This window comes from Arthrobacter sp. 131MFCol6.1, from assembly GCF_000374925.1.
Lineage (GTDB): Bacteria > Actinomycetota > Actinomycetes > Actinomycetales > Micrococcaceae > Arthrobacter.
The window spans coordinates 1-24,964 of the sequence record NZ_KB895547.1 but is presented as its reverse complement, the minus strand read 5'-3'; the positions used below and the strand labels follow the sequence as shown (position 1 = coordinate 24,964).

Sequence of the window (24,964 nt, the reverse complement as noted above, 5' to 3'; positions counted from 1 at the left end):
CCACAGTGAACCATGCGGTCCATGGTTGCGGGCGGCCGGCGCCGGCTGATGGTGATCGCGGCCGTCGTGGCTGCGCTGGGCCTGCTCGCCGCCGGCGCCGCGGTCCTGCTGTTGCCGGGGACGCCGACGGCGTTCCCGCCCGCATCCACGCCTGTCACCGCGACGGCATCCGGGTCCGTCCCCGCAACTGCCTCCGTCCCCGCAACTGCCTCCGCCTCCGGGACACAGACCCCTGCCTTGACGAGCGCGACATCGCCGCCCCCGGGCACCGGCCTGCCTGCTCCGGCCGTGCCGGTTCCCGTCCCGCCGCCCGCCCCGGAACCGACAGCTCCCGCTCCGGCGCCGCCCGCGGCGCCGTTCCCCGGCGCGCTCGCCGGCCGCGACTTGGAAACCATCCCGGGTGCGGGCGCCGCCGTCGCCCTGACCTTTGACGCCGGCGCCAACTCGGCCGGACTGCCCGGCATCCTGCAGAGCCTCGCCGCCGCGCGCGTGCGGGGCACGTTCTTCCTCACCGGCAGCTGGGCTGCCGCGAACCCCGGAGGGGTGGCGGCGATCGTCGCCGGCGGGCACCGGGTAGGCAATCATTCCATGACGCACCCGGCCTTCACCGGGCTGTCGGATGCCGGCATTGCGGACCAGCTCCGCTCGGCCGAACAGGCCATAAGGGCGGCCGGCGCGGACCCACGGCCGCTCTTCCGCTTTCCCTTCGGTGACCGGGACGCCAGGACCATCGCCGCGGCCAACAACCTCGGCTATCTTCCGGTGCGCTGGAGCGTTGACACCCTGGGCTGGAAAGGCACCAGCGGCGGCGTGACAGGGCAGCTCGTGGCGGACCGGGTCCTGGCGGGCCTGAAACCGGGGGAAATAGTCCTGATGCATATCGGCTCCAATCCCGACGACGGGACCACCCTGGACGCTGATGCGCTGCCCCAGGTCATCAGCCGCATCCGCCAGGCCGGCTACGACTTCACCACCCTCGATGCACTCCTGGGCTGAGCGCAGCCGGGCCAAACGCCGCTGTCGCCCCGCACCGATCGCTGATAGGACTGGGCCATGACGGAGTCGCCCACAGTTGCCGCCGCGCTGGCGCCCGTCGATGCCGTGATCTTCGAGCTCGACGGAGTCGTGACAGACACCGGCGAGCTCCGCGCCGCGGCCTGGAAACAGCTCGTGGACGACCTCATGAAGGACCCCCGGCTTCCCGCCGGCGCGCGGCGCGGGTCCCTCACGGACGACGAATTCGCACGCTGCATCGAGGGCCGGACCCTGGAGGACGGCGTGGCCGGGTTCCTCGCCTCGCGCGGGGTCGCCATTCCCCGCGGCTCGCCCGCGGACAGCCCGGCAGGGTGGACGGCGTTCGGGCTCGCGCGGCGCCAGAACAAGATCTTCGAAGCCCTGTCCGCGGGCCGGCCCGTCCCCGTCTTCCCCGGCACCGCCGCGCTTCTTGAACGCCTCCGGGCAGGGCGGATCCCGGTGGTCCTCGCCACGTCCGGCCTTAACGACGCCGCGATCGTTGCAGCAGCGGGCCTTGCCGATGTCTTTGACCACATCGTGGACGGCCAGGCTGCCCTGGACAACGGCGCCGCCGGAGTGCCAGCGCCGGAGCTGGCCCTGGAGGCCGCCCGCCGGCTGGAGATCACCCCGGCCCGGGCCATGGTGATCGCCGGGGCCGCGGCGGGGGTGGACGCCGGGCGGCGTGGGGGATTCGCGCTCGTGGTCGGCCTCGACCGGGCCGGGCGGCGGGCCGCGCTGGAAGCCGCGGGCGCCGACGTCGTGGTTGAAGACGTCAGTGAACTGGACATCGGGCTGGTCATTACGCACCCGTGGCTGCTGGTGTACGAGGGCTTCGATCCTGCCCACGAAGGGCACCGGGAGGCGCTGACCACGCTCGGCAACGGCTACCTCGCCACCCGCGGCGCCGCCCCGGAACACCGCGCGGGGGACGCCCACTATCCCGGCAGCTACCTTGCGGGCGTCTACAACAGCCTCGCGAGCGTCGTCCAGGGCGTAGAAACCGTGGACGAGCACATGGTTAACATCCCGGACTGGCTGCCGCTGGATGTCCGGGTGGGCGACGGTGCGTGGTGGTCCGACGGCGGCCTGACGCTCCGCAGCGAGCGGCGCACCCTGGACCTCAAGCGGGCCCTGCTGAGCCGGGAAGCGCTCTTGGTGGACGACGCCGGACGGCAGCTTCAGGTACTCCAGCGCCGGCTCGTGTCCATGGCCGAGCCCCACCTGGCCGCACTGGAAACCACGCTGACCGCCGTCGGGTGGAGCGGGTCCGTCAGCATCTGCAGCGGTTGCGACACCGGCGTCACCAACTCCAACGTGCCCGAGGACGCCCAACTGGCCAACCGGCACCTGACAGCGGTGGCGGTGTCCTCGTCGGTGTCTTCGTCGGAGGACGGTTCGGACGCCGCGGAGCTGACGGTTCAGGTGCAGACGTCCGGGAGCAGGATCGGGATCGCCCTGGCGCTGCGGACCCGGATTTCCGGCGGAGTTCCCGGGACTGTCGGGGCCAGCGCGGTTCCCGAGTCGGCCGGAGGCATGTACAGCCACCGCTTCGAGCTGCAGGTCACTGACGGCATCCCCGTCACGGTCACCAAGACAGCCGCCGTCGCCACCTCCCGGGACCACGCCGTCGCCTCGCCAGTCTCGGGGGCGCTCGCGGTGCTCTCGCGCGCACCCCAGGAGTTCGACGCGCTGCTGGCGGACCACGACGCGGCATGGAGCCTGCTGCTGGCACCGTTCATCATCGAATCCGATGCCCCGTCCCAGGCCCAGCTGATCCTGAACCTGCACGTTTTCCATCTGCTGCAGACACTGACCACCCACACTGCCGAGCTCGATGCCGGGGTCCCGGCCCGGGGACTCCACGGCGAAGGCTACCGGGGGCACATCTTCTGGGATGAACTCTTCGTCCTGCCCGTCCTGAACTCCCGGCTGCCCGCGGTGGCCCGCGAGCTGATTGACTACCGCTGGCGGCGGCTGGGAACCGCGCGGGACGCGGCCCGGAAGGCCGGGCTGCGCGGCGCGCTTTTTCCGTGGCAGAGCGGCAGCGACGGCACCGAGCAGACACCCAAGTTCCTGTTCAACAAGCTTTCCGGGCACTGGATGCCGGACTACTCCCGCCTGCAGCGGCATGTTGGACTGGCGGTCGCCTACAACGCCTGGCAGTACTTCGAAGCGACCCAGGACCGGGCCTGGCTGACCCGGCACGGCGCCGAGATTGTGGTGGACGTCGCCAGGCTGTTCGTCTCCCTGGCGGAGCACGACGCCGCCCAGGACCGGTTCCACATCAAAGGCGTCATGGGCCCGGATGAGTACCACACCGGCCATCCGGGAAACCCCGGCGGCGGGCTGGACGACAACGCCTACACCAACATCATGGCGGCCTGGGTGTTTGACCAGGCGGTCTGGATCATACATTCAGTACGGGGTTTCGACATGGAGGAACTCCGGGCACGGCTGGGGATCACGGGCGCGGAAATCGACGCCTGGGCGCACCTGAGCCGTCGCATGTTCGTTCCCTTCCACGACGGCGGCATCATCAGCCAGTTCGACGGTTACGGCGCCCTGCGGGAACTCGACTGGAATCACTACCGACGCGCCTACCGCAACATCGAACGGCTGGACCTGATTCTCGAAGCCGAAGGGGACAGCACCAACCACTATCGGCTGGCCAAACAGGCGGACGTCCTCATGCTCCTGTATGTCCTGGGCGAGGACCAGCTCCTGGGGTTCCTGCGCCGGATGGGCTACGACGTCGCGCCGGCGCAGATCGCGGCCACCGTTGACTTTTACCTGGCCCGGACCGCGCACGGCTCCACCCTTAGCCGGGTCACCCATGCCTCGGTGCTGGCGCAGCACGATCCGGAGCGGGCATGGGCGACCTTCCGGGAAGCCCTGGACACGGACCTGGACGATACCCAGGGCGGCACCACGCGCGCGGGCATCCACCTGGGCGCCATGGCAGGCTCGATCGACGTGATCCAGCGCAGCTTCGCCGGGCTACGGATCACCCGGGACGCCCTGGACTTCACCCCGCGGCTGCCCGCCGAGCTGTCCCGGGTGGAGTTCCAGGTCCGCTACCGTGACCAGTTGCTGGCCGTGCACCTCGGCCCGGACCGGCTGCGGGTGTCGGCCGCCCCGGGGGACGCGTCTCCGGTGCTGGTGCGGGTGGGCGTCGAGAAGGTGCTGCTCCGGGCGGGCCAGGAGCACGAGTTCCGCCGGGATGCCGGGACCCCGGGCTGGACGCGCGGGGCGTGACCTGGGCGTTTTTGCAGCGACTCGCCTGCGATGGTTCCGGGCTACGTCGCGTCCAGGTGCAGCACGGCCGCTCCGGTGATCCGGTCCTCCGCCAGGTCCCGCAGGGCCTGGTCCGCGGCCTCGAACGGGTACGCCACAGTGGTCGGGCGGAGCGGGATCTCGGCGGCGATCCGGAAGAACTCTTCGCCGTCGGCCCTGGTGTTGGCGGTGACGCTGCGCAGTTGGCGCTCTTCGAAGAGCTCGTCGGCGTAGTGCAGGGACGGAATATCGCTCAGGTGGATGCCCGCGACGGCGAGCGTCCCGCCGCGGTCCAGAGCACGGAGCGCAACCGGCACCAGCCCGCCCGCGGGGGCGAAGAGGATCGCGGCATCCAGGGGATCGGGCGGTTGTTCCTCGGCCCCGCCCACGAACGTCGCACCCAGGTCCAGGGCCAGCGCACGCGCCTGCGCGGACCGGGTCATGACGTACACGCGGGCACCGCGGTAGAGGGCGATTTGGGCGGCCAGATGCGCTGAGCCGCCGAACCCGTAGATGCCCAGCCGCCCGCCGATCGGCAGTTCGGCCCGGGTCAGGGCACGGTAGCCGATGATGCCTGCGCACAGGAGCGGTGCGGCCTCCTCATCGCTAAACGTCTCCGGGATCCGGTAGGCGAAGTTCTCCGCCACCGTGATGAGCTCGGCGTACCCGCCGTCGCGGTCCCAGCCGGTAAACGTGGGCGACAGGCAGAGGTTTTCCTGGCCGCGCAGGCAGAACCGGCAGGCGCCGCAGGTACCGCCCAGCCAGGCCACGCCCACCCGTTCGCCAAGGCCGAACCTGGCGGCCCCCGGGCCCTGCCCGATCACCTCGCCCACTACCTCGTGTCCCGGGATAATCCCGGGGTGCCGCGGCGGGAGGTCGCCCTCGGCCAGGTGCAAGTCCGTGCGGCACACACCGCAGACCCGCACTTTCAGCAGGACCTCTCCGCGTCCCGGCACAGGGTCCGGGTGGTCGGCGGCCACGAGGGGCCCGCTGGACATGGGCCCCGGACGTCCAACTTGCCAGGCGCGCACCGCGGCCTCCTTCTCTGCAGCCTGTGCAGGTCCGCATCGGTTACGTTCGCGGCGGCTAGCGGGTGACCAGCACGTTGCAGCGCGCCTTGTGCAGCACGGCGGAGACCGTGTTGCCGGCTCCGGCCGCGGGGTTGTGGGTCCCGAGCACCAGGACGTCGGCGTCGTCCGCGGCGTCGAGGAGCTCCCGGGCGCCATGGCCCTCGCGCAGGACGCCGGAAACCTCCAGCCCTGGCGCCAGCCCGCGGGCCTCGTCGATGGCGCGGTCGAGCAGCTCTTGGCCCTGGAGCATGGCGTGGCGGCCGTGCTCTTCCCGCGCCCCGCCGCGCAGCGGCTCGACGTGGACGAGGTGCAGCGGGGCGCCCAGGACTTTGGCCAGGCGGACGGCCTCGGCCACCGTGGCCGGGCTGCGGGGCGAGGCATCGACTCCCACCACGACGGGGTGGGCACGGCGGCGCGGGCGCCGGATGATCATCACCGGGCAGGGTGCCGAGCCGGCCAGATCAATGCAGACCGAGCCGGCCACCTGGCCCAGGACGGCGCCGAGGCCCCGGCTGCCGACTACCAGCAGCCGTGCGTCCCGGGCGGCGTCGCGCAGCACGGGTGCCGCGAGCCCGGCCTCCATGAGCCCGTCGACGGCGGGGCCCGGGCGTTCCGGCCCATTCTCGGAAACGGTTGGCTCGAGGCCCGGCGGCGCGGCTCCGGCTGCTTCGAGGACGGCCTTGCGGGCCAGTTCAACGCCCTCGGCGAGGATGGCTTCCGCGGAGTGCCGCAGCCCGCTGCCGGCCACCCCTTTGACGGGGCCCAGGTTCTTGGTGAATACCGGCCACACCCAGGCATGGACCACCAGGAGGTTCAGCCCGGCCGCGGCCGCGTATTCGGCCGCCCAGCGAACGGCGAGTTGGGCGGCCCCGGACCCGCCGTAGCCGACCGCCACGGTGCCGCCCTGTTGCCCTGTGGGTGCCGACATTTTCCCTCCCGGCTCGGCGGACGCACCCCTTCGCCCGGCACTCTGTGCAGCCCCAGTAGAACCCTGCGGCCCGGGAATGGCTAGGGGCTTTGGTCCCGCGGGCTGCCCGCGGCCTGCGGTGCGGTGCCACCCGGCCCCTGGGCACGGTCCCGGACCCGGACCCGGACCCGGGTCCCGGTTCCCCGGTTCCCTGGGCCCGGGGCGGGGCTGCCGGTGAACTAGGGTTGAAGCATGCACAATGCGGGGGAAAGCTGATGGCCAAGCGGGGCAAAGGGCGGGGCGCCCAAACCGCCGGGCCGGGAGTGGTGGAAGTGCCCAAGGGTTCCCGCCCGGCCGGTCCTGTGGCCGGGGTGTATTACATCGATACCGGGGACTGCGAGCTGATCCCGGACCAGGACAATTCCACCGGCTGGCTCCTGCGCATCAACGGCGTCATGAGCTCGCACATTGACCTCGCGGACCCGTTGTTCCTGGACTTCGAGTACATGCGCTGGATCGCAGCCCTGGTGGAGTCGCGCTGGCCGCGGGAGCCTGGGCCCAGGTTGCGCGCCCTGCACCTCGGCGGGGGAGCATGCTCGCTGGCGCGCTATTTCCACGCCTCCTATCCGGACGCCCGCCAGGTGGTGGTGGAGCTGGACGGCAAGCTTGCCGACTACGTCCGGGGCTGGTTCGACCTGCCCAAGGCACCGCTGCTGCGCCTGCGCGTGGGGGAGGCCCGCGAGGTCACGGAGGGCCTGACCCCGCAGACCCGGGACCTGATCATCCGCGACGTCTTCGCCGGCTCGCTGACCCCGCGGCCGCTGACCACCCGGGAATTCATCGGGCACGCCAGGCGCGTCCTGGCGCCGGGCGGGATATATGTGGTCAACTCCGGCGACGCCCCGGACCTCAAGAATGCCCGCGAGGACGCCGCCACCATCGCCGACGCCTTCGCGTACACCGTGATCATCGCGGATCCGGCCATGCTGAAGGGCCGGCGCTACGGCAACATGGTCATGGCCGGCAGCGATGTCCCGTTCGACGACGACCCCGGCCTCGCGCGGCGCCTGCTCGGCGGTGCGGTGCCGGCTCACATCTGGAACGACGAAAAGGTGCGGGCGTTCGCGGCCGGCGCCGCCGTCCGGCATGACCCGAAGACGCCCGTTCTCGTGGAGCCGCCCGTCGAGCCCCCGGCTGGGCCCCGCGCAGGGACGCCGACTGCTCCATAGCGGCCCTTTTACGGCACCATAACGGCGGTTACGGAGCAATCGATGTGGTTGCTCCCCGCCCCAGCAGGGCATCGCGGTGCGCCGCGGTCTGCTCCCGCAGCGCCTGCACGAGCGCGGCCACTGCCGGCCGGCGCATCGAATCGGGCCGGAGCACCATCCAGTAGGGGAGCAGCTCCGCGAATTCCTCCGGCAGGAGCCGGACGAGGTCCGGATGCAGGTCGGCCGCGAAACAGGGCAGGAACCCGATCCCGGCGCCGGCCCGGGTGGCCTCCACATGGACGAAGACGTTGGTAGAGCTGAGGCCGTCCCGCATGGTGGGCACCAGCCGCCGCGGGGCGTCCAGATCGTCCACCTGAAGCATCGAATCGACAAAATAGACCAGCGAGTGGGCCGTCAGTTCCTCCACGGTCGCGGGGGTGCCGTACTCGGCGAGGTAGCCGCGGGAGGCATACATTCCCAGCATGTACTCGCCGAGCCGCGCGGCCTCTGCCCGGTGCACCTGCGGCTCGCCGACCACCACCTCGATGTCCAGGCCGGACCGCTGCTGGAGCGCCCGGCGCGTCACGGTGATGATCTCGACGCTGAGGCCGGGATGGTCGCGGCGGAGCCGGGCCACGGCCGGGGCGGCGATGTAGGCGCTGAAACCGTCCGTCGCGGTCATCCGTACGACGCCGGTGATGGGGTCCGGCGTGTGCCCGGGCTGTTCCAAGGTGCGCACGGCACTCTCGACCTGCTCGGCCACCCGCACGGCCTCGGCACCGAGCTCGGTGAGCTCCCAGCCGCCGGAGGCGCGCGAGAGCACGCGGCCGCCCAGCGCCTTCTCCAGCGCCGCGATCCGCCGGGAGACGGTGGTGTGGTTCAGTCCGAGCGCCTGGGCCGCCGTCGTAAATTTCGCCGAACGGGACACCGCGAGCAGGACCAACAGGTCATCGGGATTGGCGTTCATATCTGCAATTCTGCACATATAGGGTGCCGGTTTGGCCATTGAATCGCCGTGGATGTGCGGCAATACTCAATGGAGCCATTTCAGTGCTGTGCGTCACAGCGCGTGTCACCGTGGACACTAAGGAGAACCAGATGAGCGTAAACGAACGCTCTGCAACAACCCCCGTAGCACCCGCATCCAAGGGTTCCGGGCTCAAGAAAATCGTCGCAGCATCGATGGTGGGAACCGTCGTCGAGTGGTACGAATTCTTCCTCTACGCCACCGCCGCGACCCTGGTGTTCGGCAAGTACTTCTTCCCCGCCACGGGCAACGAACTGGACGGCATCATCCAGGCGTTCCTGACCTACGCCGTCGGTTTCGTGGCCCGCCCGCTGGGCGGCATCGTCTTCGGCCAGATCGGCGACAAGCTCGGCCGCAAGCCCACCCTGCAGCTCACCATCATCATCATCGGTGTCTCCACCTTCCTTATGGGCTGCCTCCCGGGCTTCGCCACCCTCGGCTACCTGGCGCCGGCGCTGCTGGTTTTCCTGCGGTTCATCCAGGGCTTCGCCCTCGGCGGTGAATGGGGCGGCGCGGTCCTGCTCGTCGCCGAGCACAGCCCCAACAAGTCGCGTGGCTTCTGGTCCAGCTGGCCCCAGGCCGCCGTTCCCGTGGGCAACCTGCTCGCCACCCTGGTCCTGTTCATCATGTCCAACGTGCTCAGCTCCGCCGACTTCCTCAGCTGGGGCTGGCGGGTGGCGTTCTGGCTTTCCGCCGTGATCGTGTTCGTCGGTTACTACATCCGCACCCACGTCTCCGAATCGCCCATCTTCCTCGAGGCCAAGGCCCAACTGGAAGAGGATCAGTCCGCCAGCTACGGCGTCCGCGAAGTCATCCGCAAATACCCCAAGGGCATCCTGCAGGCCATGGGGCTCCGGTTCGCGGAAAACATCATGTACTACCTCGTGGTCAGCTTCGCGATCGTCTACCTGAAGTCCGTGCACAAGTACGACACCTCGTCGCTGCTGCTGGCCCTGCTGATCGCCCACGTCGTCCACTTCCTCGTCATCCCGCAGGTCGGGCGCCTCGTGGACAGCTGGGGCCGGAAGCCGGTCTACCTCGTCGGTGCCGTCACCGGCGCCACCTGGCCGTTCTTCGCCTTCCCGATGTTCGATACCCGCAACCCGGTAATCATCGTCCTGGCGGTCACGATCGGCCTGTGCCTGCACGCCTTCATGTATGCCGGCCAGCCGGCCCTCATGTCGGAGCTGTTCCCGACCCGGATGCGCTACGCCGGCGTCTCCCTCGGCTCGCAGGTCACCTCGATCTTCGCCGGTTCGCTGGCGCCGCTCCTGGCCACCCAGTGGCTCAAGGACACCGGCTCCTGGCTGCCGACCGCGATCTACCTGCTGGTCGCCTGCGCCATCACCACCGTGGCAGTGCTGAGCCTGAAGGAAACCAAGGGCATCGCGCTGGAGGACGTGGACCGGGCCGACGCCGAACGCGAAGGCCTCCCCGTGGCAGCCACCCGCTGAGCTGCCTGAGTTTGGGCCGGCTCCAGCCATGCTGGAGCCGGCCGCCTCATCGAAACTTTTGACATGGAAGGCTGAGTTATGGAAAACACGCTGAACGGGCGCAAGGCCCTGGTCACCGGCGGCGCCGGCGGGATCGGCGCGGCCAGCGTCCGGGCGCTGGCGGCACGCGGGGCCAAAGTTGTGATCGCGGATAGGGACGAGTCCGCGGCGGCCGCGCTCGCCGACGAGGTCGGCGGCACCGCGTGGGCCGTCAACCTGCTCGACGTCGAATCCCTCCAGACGCTCAGCCTGGACTGCGACATCCTGGTGAACAACGCCGGAATCCAGCGCATCAGCCCCATCGAGGACTTCGATCCGGCCGACTTCCGCCGCATCATCACCCTCATGCTGGAGGCGCCGTTCCTGCTGATCCGGGCCGCGTTGCCGCACATGTACGCCAACAACTTCGGCCGCGTCATCAACTTGTCCTCCGTGCACGGGCTCCGGGCCTCGCCGTTCAAGAGCGCCTACGTTTCGGCCAAGCACGGGCTCGAGGGCCTGAGCAAGGTGACGGCCCTCGAAGGCGGGGCGCACGGCGTCACGTCCAACTGCATCAACCCCGGCTACGTCCGCACGCCCCTGGTCGAATCGCAGATCGCGGACCAGGCGAAGGTGCATGGCATCCCGGAGTCCGAGGTGCTCGCCAAGATCATGCTGACCGAATCAGCGGTCAAGCGGCTCGTGGAGCCCGAGGAAGTGGCGTCCCTGGTGGCGTGGCTTGCTTCCGACGACGCCGGCATGGTCACCGGCGCCAGCTACACGATGGACGGCGGCTGGTCCGCGCGGTAACCCGGCCGCCGGCCGGGCCGCCGGCGTCGGTTGGCCGGGCTGCCGGCGTCGGTTGACCGGGCCGCCGGCCGGGCTGTCCGGCTAGTCGCCCGCCTGGAACTCCGCGGAGTTGCCCACCAGCGCGAGGGTGCCGCCGAGTCCGATCATCATCACGCCGCCGGTGGTGCTCAGAGCGGCGATCCGCCGGGGCGAGCGGGCAAACCAGTGCCGGGCCGTTCCGGCCGCGAGGGACCACGTGCTGTCCGAGACCAGGGCAATGAGCAGGAAGACCGCCCCCAAGGTAGCGAGCTGCACGGGAATCGCTCCGGCCGAGTAGTCCACGAACTGGGGAAGCACCGCCACGAAGAACACAATCGACTTGGGGTTGGTCGCGCCGACGATGAAGCCCTCCCGGAGCACGCGGGCAGTCGAGGTCGGGTTCGAGGACGACGCCGTCGCCGGCCCGCCGCCGCGGTGCCGGATCGCCTGGATCCCGAGGTAGACCAGATAGGCGGCGCCGGCGAATTTCACCACGCTGAACAACAGCAGGGACTGGGCCAGCACCACGCCGACGCCCAGGGCCACGGCGGCGATCTGCACCACCTCGCCGGCCGCGTTGCCCAGGACGCTCAGCAGCCCGCCCCTGCGTCCCAGGGCCAACGTCCGTCCGATCACGAACAGCACGCTGGGCCCCGGGACGGCGATGAGCACGAGGGCGGCAAGGGCAAAAGCCAGGAGGTTGGCGGCGGGAACCATGCCTGATCTTAACCCCGTGAGGGCGCGCCCGGGAGTGCCCTGTGAGGGGCGGGTACCATTACCGCCCGGCGGGAACCTGGGGGAGCTGGGCGGTCTCGTCGACCAGTTCCGCCCGCGCCCGGCCGTGGCCGCGGACCCAGAAGCGGTAGGCGAGCACCAGGAGGCCGAGCCAAACGGCGCCCACGTACAGCGCCACCCGGGTGTCCTCGAATGCGCCCAGAATCACGATCACCAGGGCCATGAATGCGATGGTCAGTATGGAGGCGGCGGGCCACCACGGTGAGGGGAACTCCGACGCCGGCAGGCCCTTGCGGGCGATCTCGCGTTTCATGGCGACATGGGAGGCCAGGATCATGGCCCAGACCCACACGGTGGCGAAGGTGGCGATCGAGGCGATCAGCAGGAAGACGTCCTCAGGGATCACGGCGTTCAGCACCACGCCCACCAGCAGGATGCCGGTCATCATCACCACGGTCATCCACGGCACCCCGTGACGGGAAACCTTGCCGAAGCTCGCCGGGGCGTGGCCCTGCCGGGCCAGGCCGAAGAGGATCCGGCCGGCGCCGAAAATGTCACTGTTGACCGCCGAGAGCGCCGCCGTGATCACCACGGCGTTGAGGATGTGCGGCGCGGCCGGGATCCCCAGGCCGCTGAAGATCTGCACGAAGGGGCTGCCGTTGCTGCCAATTTCGTCCCACGGGAACAGGCTCATCAGCACGCCGAGGGTCAGCACGTAGAACAGCAGGACCCGGACGGGGACGGTGTTGACGGCCTTGGGGATGACCGTTTTCGGATCGGCGGCTTCACCGGCGGTGATGCCGAGGGTCTCGACGCCGCCAAACGCGAACATCACCACGGCGAAGGAAGCGAGGAGCCCTTCGAACCCGTTGGGGAACAGGCCCCCGTGGTCCACGAGGTTGCCGAGCCCTGGCGCCACGGTGGCGCCGCCGGCCTGGAAGCCGAAGACGATGATCGCCGCCCCGCCCGCGATCATGGCGATGATGGCCGCAACCTTGATCAGGGAGAACCAGAATTCCAGCTCGCCGAAGACCTTGACGCTGAGCAGGTTCAGTGCCGCCAGGAAGAAGATGATGGCCAGGATCCAGACCCAGCGTTCCACGCCGGGGAACCAGAATCCCATGTAGATGCTGAACGCCGTGACATCCGCGATGGCCACGATCGCCATCTCGAAGACATAGGTCCAGCCCGTCACGAACCCTGCCAGCGGGCCCAGGTAGCGGCTCGCGTATTGGCCGAAGGAACCGGACACCGGATGCCGCACCGCCATTTCGCCGAGGGCGCGCATCACCATGAAGACCGCGGCGCCGCCGATCATGTAGGCCAGCAGGACGGCCGGCCCGGCCTTCTGGATGGCGGAGGCGGAGCCGTAGAACAGCCCCGTGCCGATCGCCGAGCCCAGCGCCATGAAACGGATGTGGCGGACGTTGAGTCCCCGGCTGAGTACGGAGTCGACTGCTGCGCCGACGGCGGTGACGGCGTTGCCGGTGCCTGCTTCGGCGGGCGCCGGTTTCGTGGCGGTTTGGGCTTGTTGCATGCGAATACCTTCTCGTCATTGGGAGGGGGATCGCTATCCAGCAGACCATGTCCGGCCTTGCTGTGATGAGTTTCACGGGAACTTGGTGTCTTTGATTTCAGACTGTGCGGCGCCCCGCGCGGGGCGCCGGCCGCCGCCGTCGTCAAACTCCGACCGGCGGGGGAGCGGCGAAAGAGCTTGACAACATGTCAGGATTTCCTCACATTCGAGGTGTCGTCCGGCGCCTGCGGTTACACAATGGCGAGCTGACCCAGAGGAGACGCACCATGAAAGCGATCGTCCAGGATGTTTACGGTTCCGTTGAGGTGCTGGCACTGAGCGACGTCGACGCCCCCGTGCCCGGCGACGACGACGTGCTGATCCGGGTCCGGGCCGCCGGCGTCGACCAGGGCGTCTGGCACCTCATGACGGGCCTTCCGTACCTGACCCGTGTGGTTGGCTACGGGCTCAGGAAGCCGAAGACCCGCATCCGGGGCCGGGCCGTGGCCGGCCTGGTGGAGGCTGTCGGCCGGAATGTCGTCGGCTTCCGGACCGGGGATGAGGTGTACGGCACCTGCGAGGGATCCTTCGCCGAATACGCGTGCGCGAAGGAAGGCCGGCTCGCGCTGAAGCCGAAAAACCTCAGCTTCGAGCAGGCCGCCGCCGTCCCGATCTCGGCCGTCACGGCCCTGCAGGCACTCCGGGACGCCGGCAGGGTCCAGGCCGGGCAGGAGGTCCTCGTCATCGGCGCGGCCGGCGGTGTCGGCACGTACGCGGTGCAGCTCGCCAAGGCGTTCGGGGCGCAGGTGACGGGGGTGTGCAGCACCGCGAAAACCGATCTGGTCCGCTCGATCGGCGCGGACCACGTCATCGACTACAAACATGACGATTTCGCGGACGGATCCCGGCACTTCGACCTCATTGTGGACACCGCCGGCAACCGCCCGCTCACCGTGCTGCGGCGGGCGCTCAAGCCGAAGGGAACGCTCGCGATCGTCGGCGGGGAAGGTGGCGGGCGGCTGGCCGGGGGCATTGGACGCTCGCTCGGCGCCGGGCTGCTCTCCGTGTTTGTCGGCCAGCGGCTCACGGGCGTCATGTCCGCAGAACGGGCGGAGGACCTCCGGTTCCTGACCGGGCTGATCGAGGCCGGCGCGGTGACCCCCGTCATCGGCAAGAGCTATGCCCTGGCGGACGCGCCGGCGGCCATCCGTGACCTGCGCGCAGGCCAACTCCGCGGGAAGGCCGTCGTCACCATTTGAGCCTGGGCCGTTTGTGCGCCGTCGCGGTCTGGCCTGCGCCGCCTACGGTGCCCCGGCCGGGAAGCGGGCGACGTACTGCCGCTGCCACGGGGTTTCCACTGTCCGGCGCCGGTATTGGCGGCGGACGTAGGACACCGCCTGGCCGGGCGGGACTCCGTCGAGGATCGCGATGCAGGCCAGCGCGGTGCCGGTCCTGCCGATGCCGCGCCAGCAGGCCACTTCAACCCGTTCCGCCTCGGCCCGGCGCCACACCTCCCGGAACGCCTCGAGGGCATCCGGCTGGTCGATCGGCAGCCGAAGGTCGGGCCAGGGCACCCAGCGGGACTCCCACCCCACGGGCGGCGGCTGCTTGCCCAGCAGGTACACGCCGAACTCGGGAAACGGCCCGGCCGGAAGCGGGTAGTGCAGGCCGCGGCCACGGATGAGCCGGCCGGACGGAAGGGCCATGATGCCCTCCGCGGAAGCTTCCCACGTGTGCTTCATGAACCCGATCGTAGTCCGTCCTGCCGCCCGTTGTCCGTGAACCGGAGCTGCCGGATGTCCGCCGCTGCAGGCGGCGACGGGCTGGTGCCGGTGGCCGGGGACCCGCCGGGAAGCCGGCGCCCATGTTCATCGGCACACCGGGGGCAGTGCCGGGCCAGGGGGAAGGCCCGGCACCGCCTTCCGGAAGTTGTCCGGCATTCCAGACAGCCGTTCCTGCGGGAGTCTGTCGGTTGACCGTCGCGGGGCGCATGCTTAAGTACGGGATACCGGACACCGCCCGACCCTGAAGAGGATAGATGCCACCCACCAGCACCGCCGTGAGCCCCGCCGCCGCGACTTTGTCCGCAGCGCCTGACGCGCCCGCGCCCAAGACCGTCCACAGGACCGCCGGCACCAAGGCGGCGTCGAAGGTGCCGGCCGCCGAGAACACCCTGCGCATCCTCAAGCTGCTGGCCTCCCGGCGGGGGCCGATGGCGGCGTCGAACATTGCCACCGCGCTGGGACTGCCGCGCTCCAGCGTCTACCACCTGCTCGGGGTGATGGAGGCGAACGGCTTCGTGCTCCACCTGCACGAGGAGCAGCGCTACGGCCTGGGCATCAGCGCCTTCGAACTCAGCTCGGCCTATTCCCGGCAGGAGCCGCTGTCCCGGCTGGGCCGGCCGATGCTCGCCTCGCTCGTGGACGTGATCGGCGAAAGCGCGCACCTGGCGGTGCTGCACGGCCGGGACGTGCTCTACATCGTGGAGGAGCGGGCCAAGAACCGGCCGTCCCTGGTGACCGACGTCGGCGTCCGGTTGCCCAGCCATCTCACCGCCAGCGGGCGGGCCATCCTGGCCGCGCTGCCGAAGTCGCAGGTGCGGGCGCTGTACCCGAACGCTGCCGCCTTCACGGCCCGGCATGAAACCGAATCGCCCATCATGAAGTACTCCGCGCTGTCCTCGCATCTGGACCAGGTCCGGCAGCGCGGCTACGCCACCGAACACGGCGAGGTTACACCCGGATTCGGATCGATCGCTGCCGCCGTGACCGACCACGTGGGGTGGCCCACCGCCGCCGTCGCCGTGACCTTCCTCGAGGACAAGCTGCCCGCGGACCAGTGGCCGGTCCTGGCCGCCCGGGTCCAGAAGGTCGCCGACGAACTCTCGGTCCGGATCCACGGCCGCCCCGCCTGACCGGTTGCCCCCACCACCCGCACCCCCCCATAACCCCCAGGTTGCGCTATCACTTACGGCTGCCATCCGGCCCTTTTGGCAACCGAAAGTGATAGCGCAACGGGGGAGGGGTAGGGTCTGGAATCCCGGACAGCACCCCTCCGCTGGGTCTGTTTCCGCGGCCGCGAAGGGGCTTTAGTTGATACAGAACCTCATTCCTCCGGATACACCTGGACACCAGTCCGAACAGGCATCATCCGGCCACATATCCAGCGACAAAGGAGACCCTCATGGCACCCGCCGATTTCACCACCGGTGCCCGCCCGGTCAAAGCAGCCCGCGGCACCGAGCTCACCGCCAAGAGCTGGCAGACGGAAGCCCCGCTGCGCATGCTCATGAACAACCTCGACCCCGAGGTGGCCGAGCGCCCCGATGACCTGGTGGTCTACGGCGGCACCGGCCGCGCCGTCCGGTCGTGGGCCGCGTTCGACGCCATCACCCGCACCCTGGAAACCATGGAAAAGGACGAGACCTTGCTGGTCCAGTCCGGCAAGCCGGTCGGCGTCTTCCGCACCAACGAATGGGCGCCGCGCGTGCTGCTGGCCAACTCCAACCTCGTCGGCGACTGGGCGAACTGGCCCGAGTTCCGCCGGCTCGAGGCCGAGGGCCTGATGATGTACGGCCAGATGACCGCCGGGTCCTGGATCTACATCGGCACCCAGGGCATCCTGCAGGGCACCTTCGAGACCTTCGCCGCGATCGCCCGCAAGCTCACCGGGGACGAGAACGGCACCCTCGCCGGCACCCTGACCCTCACCGGCGGCTGCGGCGGCATGGGCGGCGCCCAGCCGCTCGCCGTCACCCTGAACGACGGCGCCTGCCTGATTGTCGACGTCGACGAGACCCGCCTGCGCCGCCGCGCCGGCAAGCGCTACCTCGACGAGGTCGAAACGGACCTCGACACCGCGATCGCCAAGGTCCTCAAGGCCAAGGAAGAACGCCGCGGCTGGTCCGTGGGCTACGTCGGCAACGCCGCCGCCGTCTTCCCCGAGATCCTGCGCCGCCACAACGCCGGCGAGCTCACCGTCGACATCGTCACGGACCAGACCTCCGCGCACGACCCCCTGAGCTACCTGCCCGAGGGCATCACGGTCGAGGAATGGCACACCGAGGCCGCCGCGGATCCCGAAGGCTTCACCAAGAAGGCCCAGGCCTCGATGGCCAAGCACGTCCAGGCCATGGTCGAGTTCCAGGACGCCGGCGCCGAGGTCTTCGACTACGGCAACTCCATCCGCGACGAGGCCCGCAAGGGCGGCTACAACCGCGCCTTCGAATTCCCCGGCTTCGTCCCGGCCTACATCCGGCCGCTGTTCTGCGAGGGCCTCGGCCCGTTCCGCTGGGTGGCCCTCTCCGGCGACCCCGAGGACATCGCGGTCACGGATGCCGCCATCAAAGAGCTCTTCCCCGAGAACAAGCACCTGCACCGCTGGATCGACGCCGCGCAGGAACGGGTCGAGTTCGAGGGCCTGCCGGCCCGCATCTGCTGGCTCGGCTACGGCGAACGCGCCAAGGCCGGCCTGCTGTTCAACCAGCTCGTCAAGGAGGGCAAGGTCAAGGCGCCCATCGTGATCGGCCGCGACCACCTCGACTCCGGCTCCGTCGCCTCCCCGTACCGCGAGACCGAGGCCATGGCCGACGGCTCCGACGCGATCGCCGACTGGCCGCTGCTCAACGCCCTGCTCAACACCGCCTCCGGCGCCACCTGGGTCTCCATCCACCACGGCGGCGGCGTCGGCATCGGCCGCTCCATCCACGCCGGCCAGGTCTCCGTCGCCGACGGCACCGACCTCGCCGCGGAAAAGCTCGCGCGCCTCCTGACCACCGATCCCGGCATGGGCGTCATCCGCCACGCCGACGCCGGCTACGACCGCGCCGTCGAGGTCGCCAAGGAACGCGGCGTCCGCATCCCCATGTCAGAAACCCGCTAACCAAGGTCCCAACCCCACATCGATTGCTCCGTAACTGCCGTTTTGAGCCACCAAAAGGGCGCTTACGGAGCAGTCGATGAGATTGAAGGAACACCATGACCACCACCACCCACTCGCCGCTCACCGTCACCCTCGGCTCCAGCGGTGTCACCCCCGAGGACGTCGTCGCCGTCGCCCGCCATGACGCCCACGTCACCATTTCCCAGGACGCCCTGGACGCCGTCGCCAAGGTCCGCGCCCACATCGACGACCTCGCCCACAGCGAGGTCCCGGCCTACGGGATCTCCACCGGCTTCGGGGCGCTGGCCAACCGGCACATCCCCAACGAGCTGCGCACCCAGCTGCAGAAATCCCTGATCCGCAGCCACGCCGCCGGCATGGGCCCGGCCGTGGAACGCGAAGTGGTCCGCGGCATCATGTTCCTGCGCGCCAAGACCCTGGCCTCCGGCCGCACCGGCGTCCGCCCGGTGGTGCTGCAGACCATGGTGGACGTGCTCAACGCCGGCATCACCCCGGTGGTCCGCGAATTCGGCTCGCTCGGCTGCTCGGGCGACCTCGCGCCGCTGTCCCACTGCGCCCTGGTCCTGATGGGCGAAGGCGAAGCGACAGGCCCCGACGGCACACTGTACGGGGGCAAGGATGCCCGCCCGGTGGCTGAGCTCCTCGCCGCGCACGGCATCGAGCCCGTCACGCTGGCCGAAAAGGAGGGCCTGGCCCTCGTCAATGGCACCGAGGGCATGCTCGGCATGCTGCTGATGGCCATCGCGGACATCCGCCAGCTGCTCACGACGGCGGACATCACCGCCGCGCTCAGCGTCGAGGCGCTGCTCGGCACGGACCAGGTGTTCCTGCCGGAGCTGCACGCGGCGCTGCGCCCGCACCCGGGCCAGGCCGCCGCCGCGGACAACATGCTCCGCGTGCTGTCCAACTCCCCGATCGTGGCCTCGCACCGGATCAACGACACCAAGGTCCAGGACGCCTACTCGCTGCGCTGCGCCCCCCAGGTGGCCGGCGCCGTCCGCGACACCGTGGACCATGCCGCCCTGGTCGCCTCCCGCGAACTGGCCGCCGCGATCGACAACCCGGTGGTCCTGCCCGACGGCCGGGTCAGCTCCAACGGCAACTTCCACGGCGCCCCGGTGGCCTACGTGCTGGACTTCCTCGCGATCGCCGTCGCGGACCTGAGCTCCATCGCCGAGCGCCGGACCGACCGGATGCTGGACCCGGCCCGCTCGCACGGGCTGCCCGCCTTCCTGGCCTCGGACCCCGGCGTCGACTCGGGCCTCATGATCGCCCAGTACACGCAGGCCGGCCTGGTCTCGGACAACAAGCGGCTGGCCGTCCCGGCGTCGGTGGACTCGATCCCGAGCTCGGCGATGCAGGAGGACCACGTCTCCATGGGATGGCACGCTGCCCGCAAGCTCCGCCGCGCGGTGGAGAACCTGCGCCGGGTCCTGGCGATCGAACTGGTGACCTCGGCCCGGGCACTGGACATCCGCACCCAGCTTTCCGGCGGCGAACTCACGCCGGGACCTGCGGGCGCGGCCGTGATCGCCGCGCTGCGCGACGTCGTCGACGGTCCGGGCACCGACAGGTTCCTGTCGCCGGAGCTCGAAGCGGCGGATGCCCTGGTGGCGTCGGGCAGGGTCCGGGCGGCGGCCGAATCGGCCGTCGGAAATCTCGCCTGAGAAGAAACAAAATGCACGGCGGCTGAACAATTCCCGGCGTCCCCGAAATCTTTGGCGACACGGACGGCGGGGGCCCGGGAACTGTAGTACAAATGGAGAGTCCACACCAACGAAGTTGTGGCAAAGAACACATACAAAGGGGTAAAAGTTCTATGAAAGCACGCGGCACGGTACTGTCCAGGCGCCTTGCATCCGCAGCTACGGTTTCCGACTGGAGCGGCCTCCGGGTCGGCGAACGAGTCGAAATTGTCAAGCACGCACAGGTCATTGCGGCCGGTGAGGTCGAAGAAGTCTCAGTGAGCGGAAATGTGCTCTGGCTGGTCCCCGCCGGGCCGTCCGAGACGCAGCTCTTCCTGCAGTCCGACGGCGTGCAGGTCCGCCGCAGCTAGGCTGACCGTTTTCACGCCGCACGCGAGTATCTTGGTGAGAGGGGCGCCGTTCCGCAGGGACGGCGCCCCTCTTCATCCCCGGGCATCGGGGCCCCGGCGGGAGGAATAAGCAATGTTCGAGGCTCCCAGCATCGTCTTTGCGGCGGCAGGCATTGCCGTCTTTGCCGCCGCACTCTTACCCAAGCTGCTGCGCAACGCGCCGCTGTCCATGCCGATGGTCTTCCTGGCAGCCGGCATGCTTGCCTTTTCCTTCATCCCCGGACTGCCGGACCCGGACCCCCTGCAATACGGGGAGTTCACCACCCACCTGACGGAAGTTTGCGTCATCATCTCGTTGATGGGCGCCGGCCTCGCACTCGACCGTCCCGTAGGACGACGCGAATGGTCCACCACCTGGCGGATGTTGGGGATCGCCATGCCGGTCTGCATTGTTGCCCTGACACTGCTGGGACTCTGGGCGCTGGGGCTAGGTCTCGGAGCGGCGCTGCTGGTCGCAGCCGCGCTCGCACCGACCGACCCGGTGCTGGCCTCTGAGGTGCAGGTGGGCGAGCCAGCCGACGACGAGCAAGAAACCGAGCGCGGCGAAGACGAGATCCGTTTCGGGCTCACCTCCGAGGCAGGGCTGAATGACGGGCTGGCCTTCCCGTTTGTCTACCTGGCCATCGCCATCAGCCTGTTCGGTTCTGCGCCGTCCGAGTGGTTGCTTCCCTGGTTCCTCACCGATGTCCTGTGGCGGATCGGCATGGGGCTGCTCGTCGGATGGCTGGCAGGGAAAGCGTTGAGCCGGCTGTTCTTCTCCGCCCGTGACAGCGTCCGGCTGTCCAACCACTCCGAGGGCTTCGTGGCGCTGGCGGCGACGTTCCTCGCATACGGGGTGACGGAAATGCTGGAAGGCTACGGGTTCATCGCCGTCTTTGTATGCGCCGTGACCATTCGGGCCGCTGAACGCACGCATGGGTTTCACCGCGTCATGCACTCCTACGTGGAGCAGCTCGAACGCCTCATGACCGTGATCATCCTGGTGCTGCTGGGCGGCGCGATTGCGCGGGGCCTGCTGGCAGGCATTGGCTGGGCCGAGGTCCTCGTGGCGCTGGCGTTCCTGCTGCTCGTCCGTCCGCTGGCCGGCTGGATTGGCCTGGCCCGGGGTAAGACCGGCCCGCGGGAACGGATCGCCATTGCCTTTTTTGGCATCCGCGGCATCGGCTCGCTCTACTATCTCGCCTACGCGCTCAGCAAGGGCGACTTCAACGCCCAGGCCGAGGAATTGTGGGCGTTCATCGGCCTGGTGGTGGGAATGTCCATCGTGCTGCACGGGGCGACGACCGCTCCCGTCATGAACCGGCTGGACCGGCTCCGCGAACGGAAGGCTGCGCAGCAGCATGGCGACGAGGGTAAGGCGCCGAAAACGCCTATCTGAGTCGGCAGCGTGCCTTGCCCGCCACCGCCACCTATCCCAGCAGCGTATTGACCAGCCGGGCGGCCACTTTGGCGGTGCGGCCGTCGATATCGAACTCCGGGTTCAGCTCGGCGATATCCAGATGCAGGAGCTTCCCGCTCGCAGCCACCTGACGGCACACGGCGCTGATCACCGGCAGCGGCACACCAAAGGCCGCAGGCGCGCTCACCCCGGGGGCCACAGAGGCCGGCAGCACGTCCAGATCGATGGTCAGGTACACCGCGTCCACCTGGGCCAGGAAGGCCGCCACAAACGACTGCGCGGCGTCCGCCGAGCAGTCCTCGTCGAGCAGGTAGTCCACGCCGAGCTCCTCTGCCGTCCGGAACAGCGTACGGGTGTTGTTCGGCTCGGAGATCCCGACGACGGCGTAGCGCAGTTCGCGGCCGGCGGCGGCTTCCGCGCGGGCCATCTGGAGGAACGGCGTGCCGGAACTGGGCACCGGCTCATCGCGGAGGTCGAAGTGCGCGTCGAGGTTCAGCACGCCGACGCTCAGGCCCTCGCGCACGGCCGCCGACCCCGCCACGCCGAGATAGCTGGCAAAGGCGGTCTCGTGGCCGCCGCCCAGCACCACGGGAAGCCGGCCGGCGTCGAGCAGCCCGGTGATCGCGAGCCCGGCACGTGCCTGCCCCGCCTCCAGCGAGTCCCCGGCCACGGTGACGTCACCGGCGTCGTGCACGGCCCGCGTCAGGTGGAACGCGAGCGGCCCGAGCGCGGCCCGGATGGCGGCGGGGGCGGCCGCGGCGCCGGTCCGGCCCTTGTTGCGCCGCACTCCGGCGTCGCTGCCGAAGCCGAGGATGACGGCGGAGCGGGCAGCGGGGGAACCTGCCGGAACCGTGCGGGGAGCGTAGGGGGTCACCGCCTGCCACCAGCGCCGGTGCTCGTCGCCGTCGCCGTCGAACCTGCCGGTCCAGGGCAGGGGCGTGACATCAACGGGGAGCGCGGGAGAAACCATGCCCCTAGCTCACCGCAGCCCGGGCCGGAAAACCAGCGGCGCAGCCGTCGGACTGTCCGGAATCCCGGAAACTGGGCTTAAACGCCGCCGGACCGGGGGAGCGGCGTTAGTGGATCCCGAGGGCGGCCTCGATCGGTCCGATCGCGAAGAACAGCAGGAACGCGGCGGCCACGGCCCACATGAGCGGGTGCACCTCGCGGGCCCGGCCCTGGAACAGCCGGATCAGCACGAAGCTGATGAAGCCGGCGCCCAGGCCGTTGGCGATCGAGTAGGTAAACGGCATGAGGGTGAAGGTCAGGAAGGCCGGGATCGCGATGCCCCAGTCCTGCCAGTCGATCTTGCCCACCTGGGAGACCATCATGAAGCCGACGATCACCAGCGCGGGGGCCACGGCCTCGAACGGCACGAGGTTGATCAGCGGGGTGAAGAACATGGCCACGAGGAACAGCAGGCCGGTGACGACGGATGCCAGGCCGGTGCGTGCGCCTTCGCCGATGCCGGCACCGGATTCGACGTAGATCTGGTTCGAGGAGACGGAGGCGCCGCCGCCGATGATCGCGCCCAGGGCGTCGACCTGCAGCACGCGGTCGACGTTCGGGATGTTGCCGTCCTTGTCGATGGTGCCGGCCTCGGTGGCCAAGCCCACCATCGTGCCCATGGCATCGAAGAAGATGCTGAGCAGGATCACGAACGCCAGCAGGGTTGCGGCGACGAAGCCGAGGTGCTCAAAGGCGCCAAAGGGGTTGGCCTTGCCGATCAGGGACAGGTCCGGGGCCGCCCACTCGGAGAACGTCGGGGCCACGAGGGACCAGCCCTGCGGGTTGTGGTTCTTGCCGTCAAAGCTGGGCCCGATGTGCAGGATGGATTCCAGGATCACGGACAGGACGGTCGAGGCGACGATGCCGATCAGGATGGCGCCCTTGACCTTGCGGACCACCAGCGCGATGGTCAGGACCAGGCCGAAGACGAACACGAACGTGGGCCAGCCCAGGAGTTTGCCGTCGAAGCCCAGGCCGACCGGGACGGTGGTGCCGGCGACATCCGGGATGCGGCGCACGAAGCCCGCGTTGACGAGACCGATCAGGGCGATGAACAGGCCGATGCCCACCACGATCGCGGTCTTCAGTCCCTCGGGAACGGCCTTGAACACAGCCGTCCGGAAGCCGGTGAGGACCAGGATCAGCATGGTGATGCCCGAGAGCACCACCAGGCCCATCATGTCCGGCCAGGTCAGGCCGGGGTTCGTGGCCACCGTGACGGCGACGAACGCGTTGACGCCGAGCCCGGTGGCCAGGGCGAAGGGATGCTTGGCCCACGCGCCCATGAGGATGGTGAGGATGCCGGCCACGAAGGCCGTGACGGCAGCGACGGCGGGGAAACCGAGCGTTGCGCCCGTGGAATCAGGCCCGGAGAGGATGAGGGGATTCAGCACCACGATGTAGCTCATGGCGAAGAACGTGGCGAACCCTCCGCGGATCTCGCGCGAGACGTTCGACCCCCGCTCGGATATCTTGAAATACCGGTCGAGTGCGGAGCCTTGCTTGAGCATTAGGTCTTGCATTAGTCCTCCGGGAGTGATGTGTGTTGCCTTAATCCTATTTGGCGTCCAACGGCCAACCCTGCGTTTTCGCCTAGTCTGTAAGGAAGCCAACACTAGGAGTAGCCTGCCCATGCGCCGTATCCGCCAGCTTCGCAGTGCCCTGCTGGGCGCCGTCGTCCTCGTGGCAGTCCTGCTCGGAGCAGTGAGCCCGGCGTCGGCGCACGACACTGCGGAGTCCACCAGCCCGGCCGCCGGAGCAACCGTCGCGGCACCGCCGGAGCAGGTCTCGGTCACGTTCAACCATAATCCGCTCGCCCTGGGCTCGCAGATCCTGGTCAACGACGCCACGGGCGCCAACTGGTCGGACGGCCCGGTGCAGATCGTGGACAACGTCGCTGCGCAGAAGCTGAAGTCCGGCGCCCCTAAAGGGCAGTACACCGTGCACTGGCGGGTGGCCAGTTCCGACGGCCACCCGATCGAGGGCAGCTTCACCTTCACCGCGACGGCGGCGGCAGCGGGCCCGACGGCGGCTGCCAGCGTCCCCACGATGGGCACCGCCCAGCCGGGCACCACACCGGCGCCCGCCCCTGCGCCGGCCGGGTCGCAGCAGTTTCCCTGGAGCGTCATGGTCTTCGTCGCCGTCGGGGTCGGCATCCTGGTGGCCCTGGGCCTGATGGCCAAACGCCGCCTCACACCGGACGAGGGCAGCGACACCGAAGGCTGAACCAAGCCAACGCGCCCCTGGCAGCGCGACTAAAGCGCTGCTAGACGATATGAGGTAGCCGGGTTTTTCGGGCTGGAACCTCCTTTTCAAAGCGGGACGTGGGTTGCCTGCCACACTTGGCGAACAGGTAGAGCCACATTTGAAATTGGAGGTTCCAGCTATGTTTGAGCGTACAAGCGTCGGCCTGGATGTCCATGCCCGTTCTGTTGCCGGATGCGCCCTGGACGCGCAGACCGGCGAGATCATTCCGCACCGGATGTCCCCGGATTATGCCGAGATTCTTG

General features: G+C 69.4%; 20 protein-coding genes and 1 pseudogene. 13 read left to right on the top strand and 8 right to left on the bottom strand.

The genetic code is table 11. The annotated features are described in order from the left end of the window. Positions 1-21 precede the first annotated feature (21 nt). On the top strand, positions 22-996 hold the full coding sequence (locus C566_RS0113245) for a polysaccharide deacetylase family protein (protein WP_231386362.1): 975 nt from the start codon (positions 22-24) through the stop codon (positions 994-996). Positions 997-1,053: 57 nt separating this feature from the next. Then, a complete protein-coding gene (locus C566_RS0113240; protein WP_018774828.1) occupies positions 1,054-4,269 on the top strand; it encodes an HAD family hydrolase in 3,216 nt (1,071 codons plus the stop codon). 41 nt (positions 4,270-4,310) lie between these two features. Here the strand turns inward: C566_RS0113240 and C566_RS0113235 are convergent, their stop codons facing one another. Next, positions 4,311-5,318 carry a zinc-dependent alcohol dehydrogenase family protein gene (locus C566_RS0113235; protein WP_026266670.1) on the bottom strand — a complete coding sequence of 336 codons (1,008 nt, stop codon included), beginning with the start codon at positions 5,316-5,318 and terminating at the stop codon, positions 4,311-4,313. A 55-nt stretch (positions 5,319-5,373) separates the two neighbouring features. Next, entirely contained in the window at positions 5,374-6,285 is a 912-nt protein-coding gene (locus C566_RS0113230; RefSeq protein ID WP_018774826.1) for a universal stress protein, read from the bottom strand. 254 nt (positions 6,286-6,539) lie between these two features. Here C566_RS0113230 and C566_RS0113225 point away from each other — a divergent pair, with 254 nt between their 5' ends. Next, complete coding sequence (locus tag C566_RS0113225) at positions 6,540-7,493, top strand: spermidine synthase (protein ID WP_018774825.1); 954 nt, start codon at positions 6,540-6,542, stop codon at positions 7,491-7,493. A 28-nt stretch (positions 7,494-7,521) separates the two neighbouring features. Here the strand turns inward: C566_RS0113225 and C566_RS0113220 are convergent, their stop codons facing one another. Next, a complete protein-coding gene (locus C566_RS0113220) occupies positions 7,522-8,439 on the bottom strand; it encodes a LysR family transcriptional regulator (protein ID WP_018774824.1) in 918 nt (305 codons plus the stop codon). A gap of 131 nt (positions 8,440-8,570) precedes the next feature. On the opposite strand from C566_RS0113220, the gene C566_RS0113215 reads away from it, so the two are divergent. Both C566_RS0113215 and C566_RS0113210 read left to right on the top strand, forming a co-directional pair. Next, positions 8,571-9,953, top strand: a complete 1,383-nt coding sequence (locus C566_RS0113215; protein WP_026266668.1) for an MFS transporter — start codon at positions 8,571-8,573, stop codon at positions 9,951-9,953. A gap of 78 nt (positions 9,954-10,031) precedes the next feature. Continuing rightward, positions 10,032-10,781, top strand: a complete 750-nt coding sequence (locus C566_RS0113210; protein WP_018774822.1) for a 3-hydroxybutyrate dehydrogenase — start codon at positions 10,032-10,034, stop codon at positions 10,779-10,781. 81 nt (positions 10,782-10,862) lie between these two features. On the opposite strand, the gene C566_RS0113205 is transcribed toward C566_RS0113210, so the two are convergent. Continuing rightward, a complete protein-coding gene (locus C566_RS0113205) occupies positions 10,863-11,516 on the bottom strand; it encodes a LysE family translocator (RefSeq protein WP_018774821.1) in 654 nt (217 codons plus the stop codon). A 58-nt stretch (positions 11,517-11,574) separates the two neighbouring features. Beyond that, positions 11,575-13,071: an amino acid permease gene (locus tag C566_RS0113200; RefSeq protein WP_018774820.1), complete on the bottom strand. Its 1,497-nt coding sequence runs from the start codon at positions 13,069-13,071 to the stop codon at positions 11,575-11,577. 266 nt (positions 13,072-13,337) lie between these two features. On the opposite strand from C566_RS0113200, the gene C566_RS0113195 reads away from it, so the two are divergent. Then, on the top strand, positions 13,338-14,309 hold the full coding sequence (locus tag C566_RS0113195; RefSeq protein ID WP_018774819.1) for an NAD(P)-dependent alcohol dehydrogenase: 972 nt from the start codon (positions 13,338-13,340) through the stop codon (positions 14,307-14,309). A 42-nt stretch (positions 14,310-14,351) separates the two neighbouring features. On the opposite strand, the gene C566_RS0113190 is transcribed toward C566_RS0113195, so the two are convergent. Beyond that, positions 14,352-14,792, bottom strand: coding sequence for a protein-tyrosine phosphatase family protein (locus C566_RS0113190; protein WP_018774818.1), 441 nt, complete (start codon positions 14,790-14,792; stop codon positions 14,352-14,354). 296 nt (positions 14,793-15,088) lie between these two features. On the opposite strand from C566_RS0113190, the gene C566_RS0113185 reads away from it, so the two are divergent. The 5 genes from C566_RS0113185 to C566_RS0113165 all read left to right on the top strand — a co-directional run bounded on the left by C566_RS0113185 (position 15,089) and on the right by C566_RS0113165 (position 21,425). Then, complete coding sequence (locus tag C566_RS0113185) at positions 15,089-15,964, top strand: IclR family transcriptional regulator (RefSeq protein ID WP_018774817.1); 876 nt, start codon at positions 15,089-15,091, stop codon at positions 15,962-15,964. 269 nt (positions 15,965-16,233) lie between these two features. Beyond that, a complete protein-coding gene (hutU, locus tag C566_RS0113180) occupies positions 16,234-17,931 on the top strand; it encodes a urocanate hydratase (protein WP_018774816.1) in 1,698 nt (565 codons plus the stop codon). A 95-nt stretch (positions 17,932-18,026) separates the two neighbouring features. Further along, positions 18,027-19,619 carry a histidine ammonia-lyase gene (gene hutH, locus C566_RS0113175; protein ID WP_018774815.1) on the top strand — a complete coding sequence of 531 codons (1,593 nt, stop codon included), beginning with the start codon at positions 18,027-18,029 and terminating at the stop codon, positions 19,617-19,619. Positions 19,620-19,771: 152 nt separating this feature from the next. Next, the gene (locus C566_RS0113170; RefSeq protein ID WP_018774814.1) at positions 19,772-20,008 is read left to right on the top strand and encodes a hypothetical protein; all 237 of its coding nucleotides are present in this window, start codon (positions 19,772-19,774) and stop codon (positions 20,006-20,008) included. 112 nt (positions 20,009-20,120) lie between these two features. Continuing rightward, positions 20,121-21,425 carry a cation:proton antiporter gene (locus C566_RS0113165; protein WP_018774813.1) on the top strand — a complete coding sequence of 435 codons (1,305 nt, stop codon included), beginning with the start codon at positions 20,121-20,123 and terminating at the stop codon, positions 21,423-21,425. A gap of 31 nt (positions 21,426-21,456) precedes the next feature. On the opposite strand, the gene hutG is transcribed toward C566_RS0113165, so the two are convergent. Further along, positions 21,457-22,416, bottom strand: coding sequence for a formimidoylglutamase (gene hutG / locus C566_RS0113160; RefSeq protein ID WP_018774812.1), 960 nt, complete (start codon positions 22,414-22,416; stop codon positions 21,457-21,459). A 106-nt stretch (positions 22,417-22,522) separates the two neighbouring features. Beyond that, positions 22,523-23,965 (bottom strand): NCS2 family permease, encoded by a 1,443-nt coding sequence (locus C566_RS0113155; protein WP_018774811.1) that lies wholly within the window; start codon positions 23,963-23,965, stop codon positions 22,523-22,525. A 121-nt stretch (positions 23,966-24,086) separates the two neighbouring features. Between C566_RS0113155 and C566_RS0113150 the strand changes: the two genes are divergently transcribed. Both C566_RS0113150 and C566_RS23455 read left to right on the top strand, forming a co-directional pair. Continuing rightward, entirely contained in the window at positions 24,087-24,680 is a 594-nt protein-coding gene (locus C566_RS0113150) for a copper resistance CopC family protein (protein ID WP_018774810.1), read from the top strand. Positions 24,681-24,840: 160 nt separating this feature from the next. After that, positions 24,841-24,964 (top strand): annotated as a pseudogene (locus C566_RS23455) (IS110 family transposase); the annotation flags it as partial.

Excerpts from the sequence above, each read along its gene's own strand:
- C566_RS0113190 (WP_018774818.1), bottom strand. The coding sequence starts at position 14,792 with ATGAAGCACACGTGGGAAGCTTCCGCGGAGGGCATCATGGCCCTTCCG.
- C566_RS0113240 (WP_018774828.1), top strand. The coding sequence starts at position 1,054 with ATGACGGAGTCGCCCACAGTTGCCGCCGCGCTGGCGCCCGTCGATGCC.
- C566_RS0113200 (WP_018774820.1), bottom strand. The coding sequence starts at position 13,071 with ATGCAACAAGCCCAAACCGCCACGAAACCGGCGCCCGCCGAAGCAGGC.
- hutH (WP_018774815.1), top strand. The coding sequence starts at position 18,027 with ATGACCACCACCACCCACTCGCCGCTCACCGTCACCCTCGGCTCCAGC.
- C566_RS0113205 (WP_018774821.1), bottom strand. The coding sequence starts at position 11,516 with ATGGTTCCCGCCGCCAACCTCCTGGCTTTTGCCCTTGCCGCCCTCGTG.
- C566_RS0113245 (WP_231386362.1), top strand. The coding sequence starts at position 22 with ATGGTTGCGGGCGGCCGGCGCCGGCTGATGGTGATCGCGGCCGTCGTG.
- hutU (WP_018774816.1), top strand. The coding sequence starts at position 16,234 with ATGGCACCCGCCGATTTCACCACCGGTGCCCGCCCGGTCAAAGCAGCC.
- C566_RS0113155 (WP_018774811.1), bottom strand. The coding sequence starts at position 23,965 with ATGCTCAAGCAAGGCTCCGCACTCGACCGGTATTTCAAGATATCCGAG.
- C566_RS0113230 (WP_018774826.1), bottom strand. The coding sequence starts at position 6,285 with ATGTCGGCACCCACAGGGCAACAGGGCGGCACCGTGGCGGTCGGCTAC.
- C566_RS0113150 (WP_018774810.1), top strand. The coding sequence starts at position 24,087 with ATGCGCCGTATCCGCCAGCTTCGCAGTGCCCTGCTGGGCGCCGTCGTC.
- C566_RS0113170 (WP_018774814.1), top strand. The coding sequence starts at position 19,772 with ATGAAAGCACGCGGCACGGTACTGTCCAGGCGCCTTGCATCCGCAGCT.
- C566_RS0113165 (WP_018774813.1), top strand. The coding sequence starts at position 20,121 with ATGTTCGAGGCTCCCAGCATCGTCTTTGCGGCGGCAGGCATTGCCGTC.
- C566_RS0113220 (WP_018774824.1), bottom strand. The coding sequence starts at position 8,439 with ATGAACGCCAATCCCGATGACCTGTTGGTCCTGCTCGCGGTGTCCCGT.
- C566_RS0113215 (WP_026266668.1), top strand. The coding sequence starts at position 8,571 with ATGAGCGTAAACGAACGCTCTGCAACAACCCCCGTAGCACCCGCATCC.
- C566_RS0113225 (WP_018774825.1), top strand. The coding sequence starts at position 6,540 with ATGGCCAAGCGGGGCAAAGGGCGGGGCGCCCAAACCGCCGGGCCGGGA.
- C566_RS0113195 (WP_018774819.1), top strand. The coding sequence starts at position 13,338 with ATGAAAGCGATCGTCCAGGATGTTTACGGTTCCGTTGAGGTGCTGGCA.
- C566_RS0113185 (WP_018774817.1), top strand. The coding sequence starts at position 15,089 with ATGCCACCCACCAGCACCGCCGTGAGCCCCGCCGCCGCGACTTTGTCC.
- C566_RS0113210 (WP_018774822.1), top strand. The coding sequence starts at position 10,032 with ATGGAAAACACGCTGAACGGGCGCAAGGCCCTGGTCACCGGCGGCGCC.
- hutG (WP_018774812.1), bottom strand. The coding sequence starts at position 22,416 with ATGGTTTCTCCCGCGCTCCCCGTTGATGTCACGCCCCTGCCCTGGACC.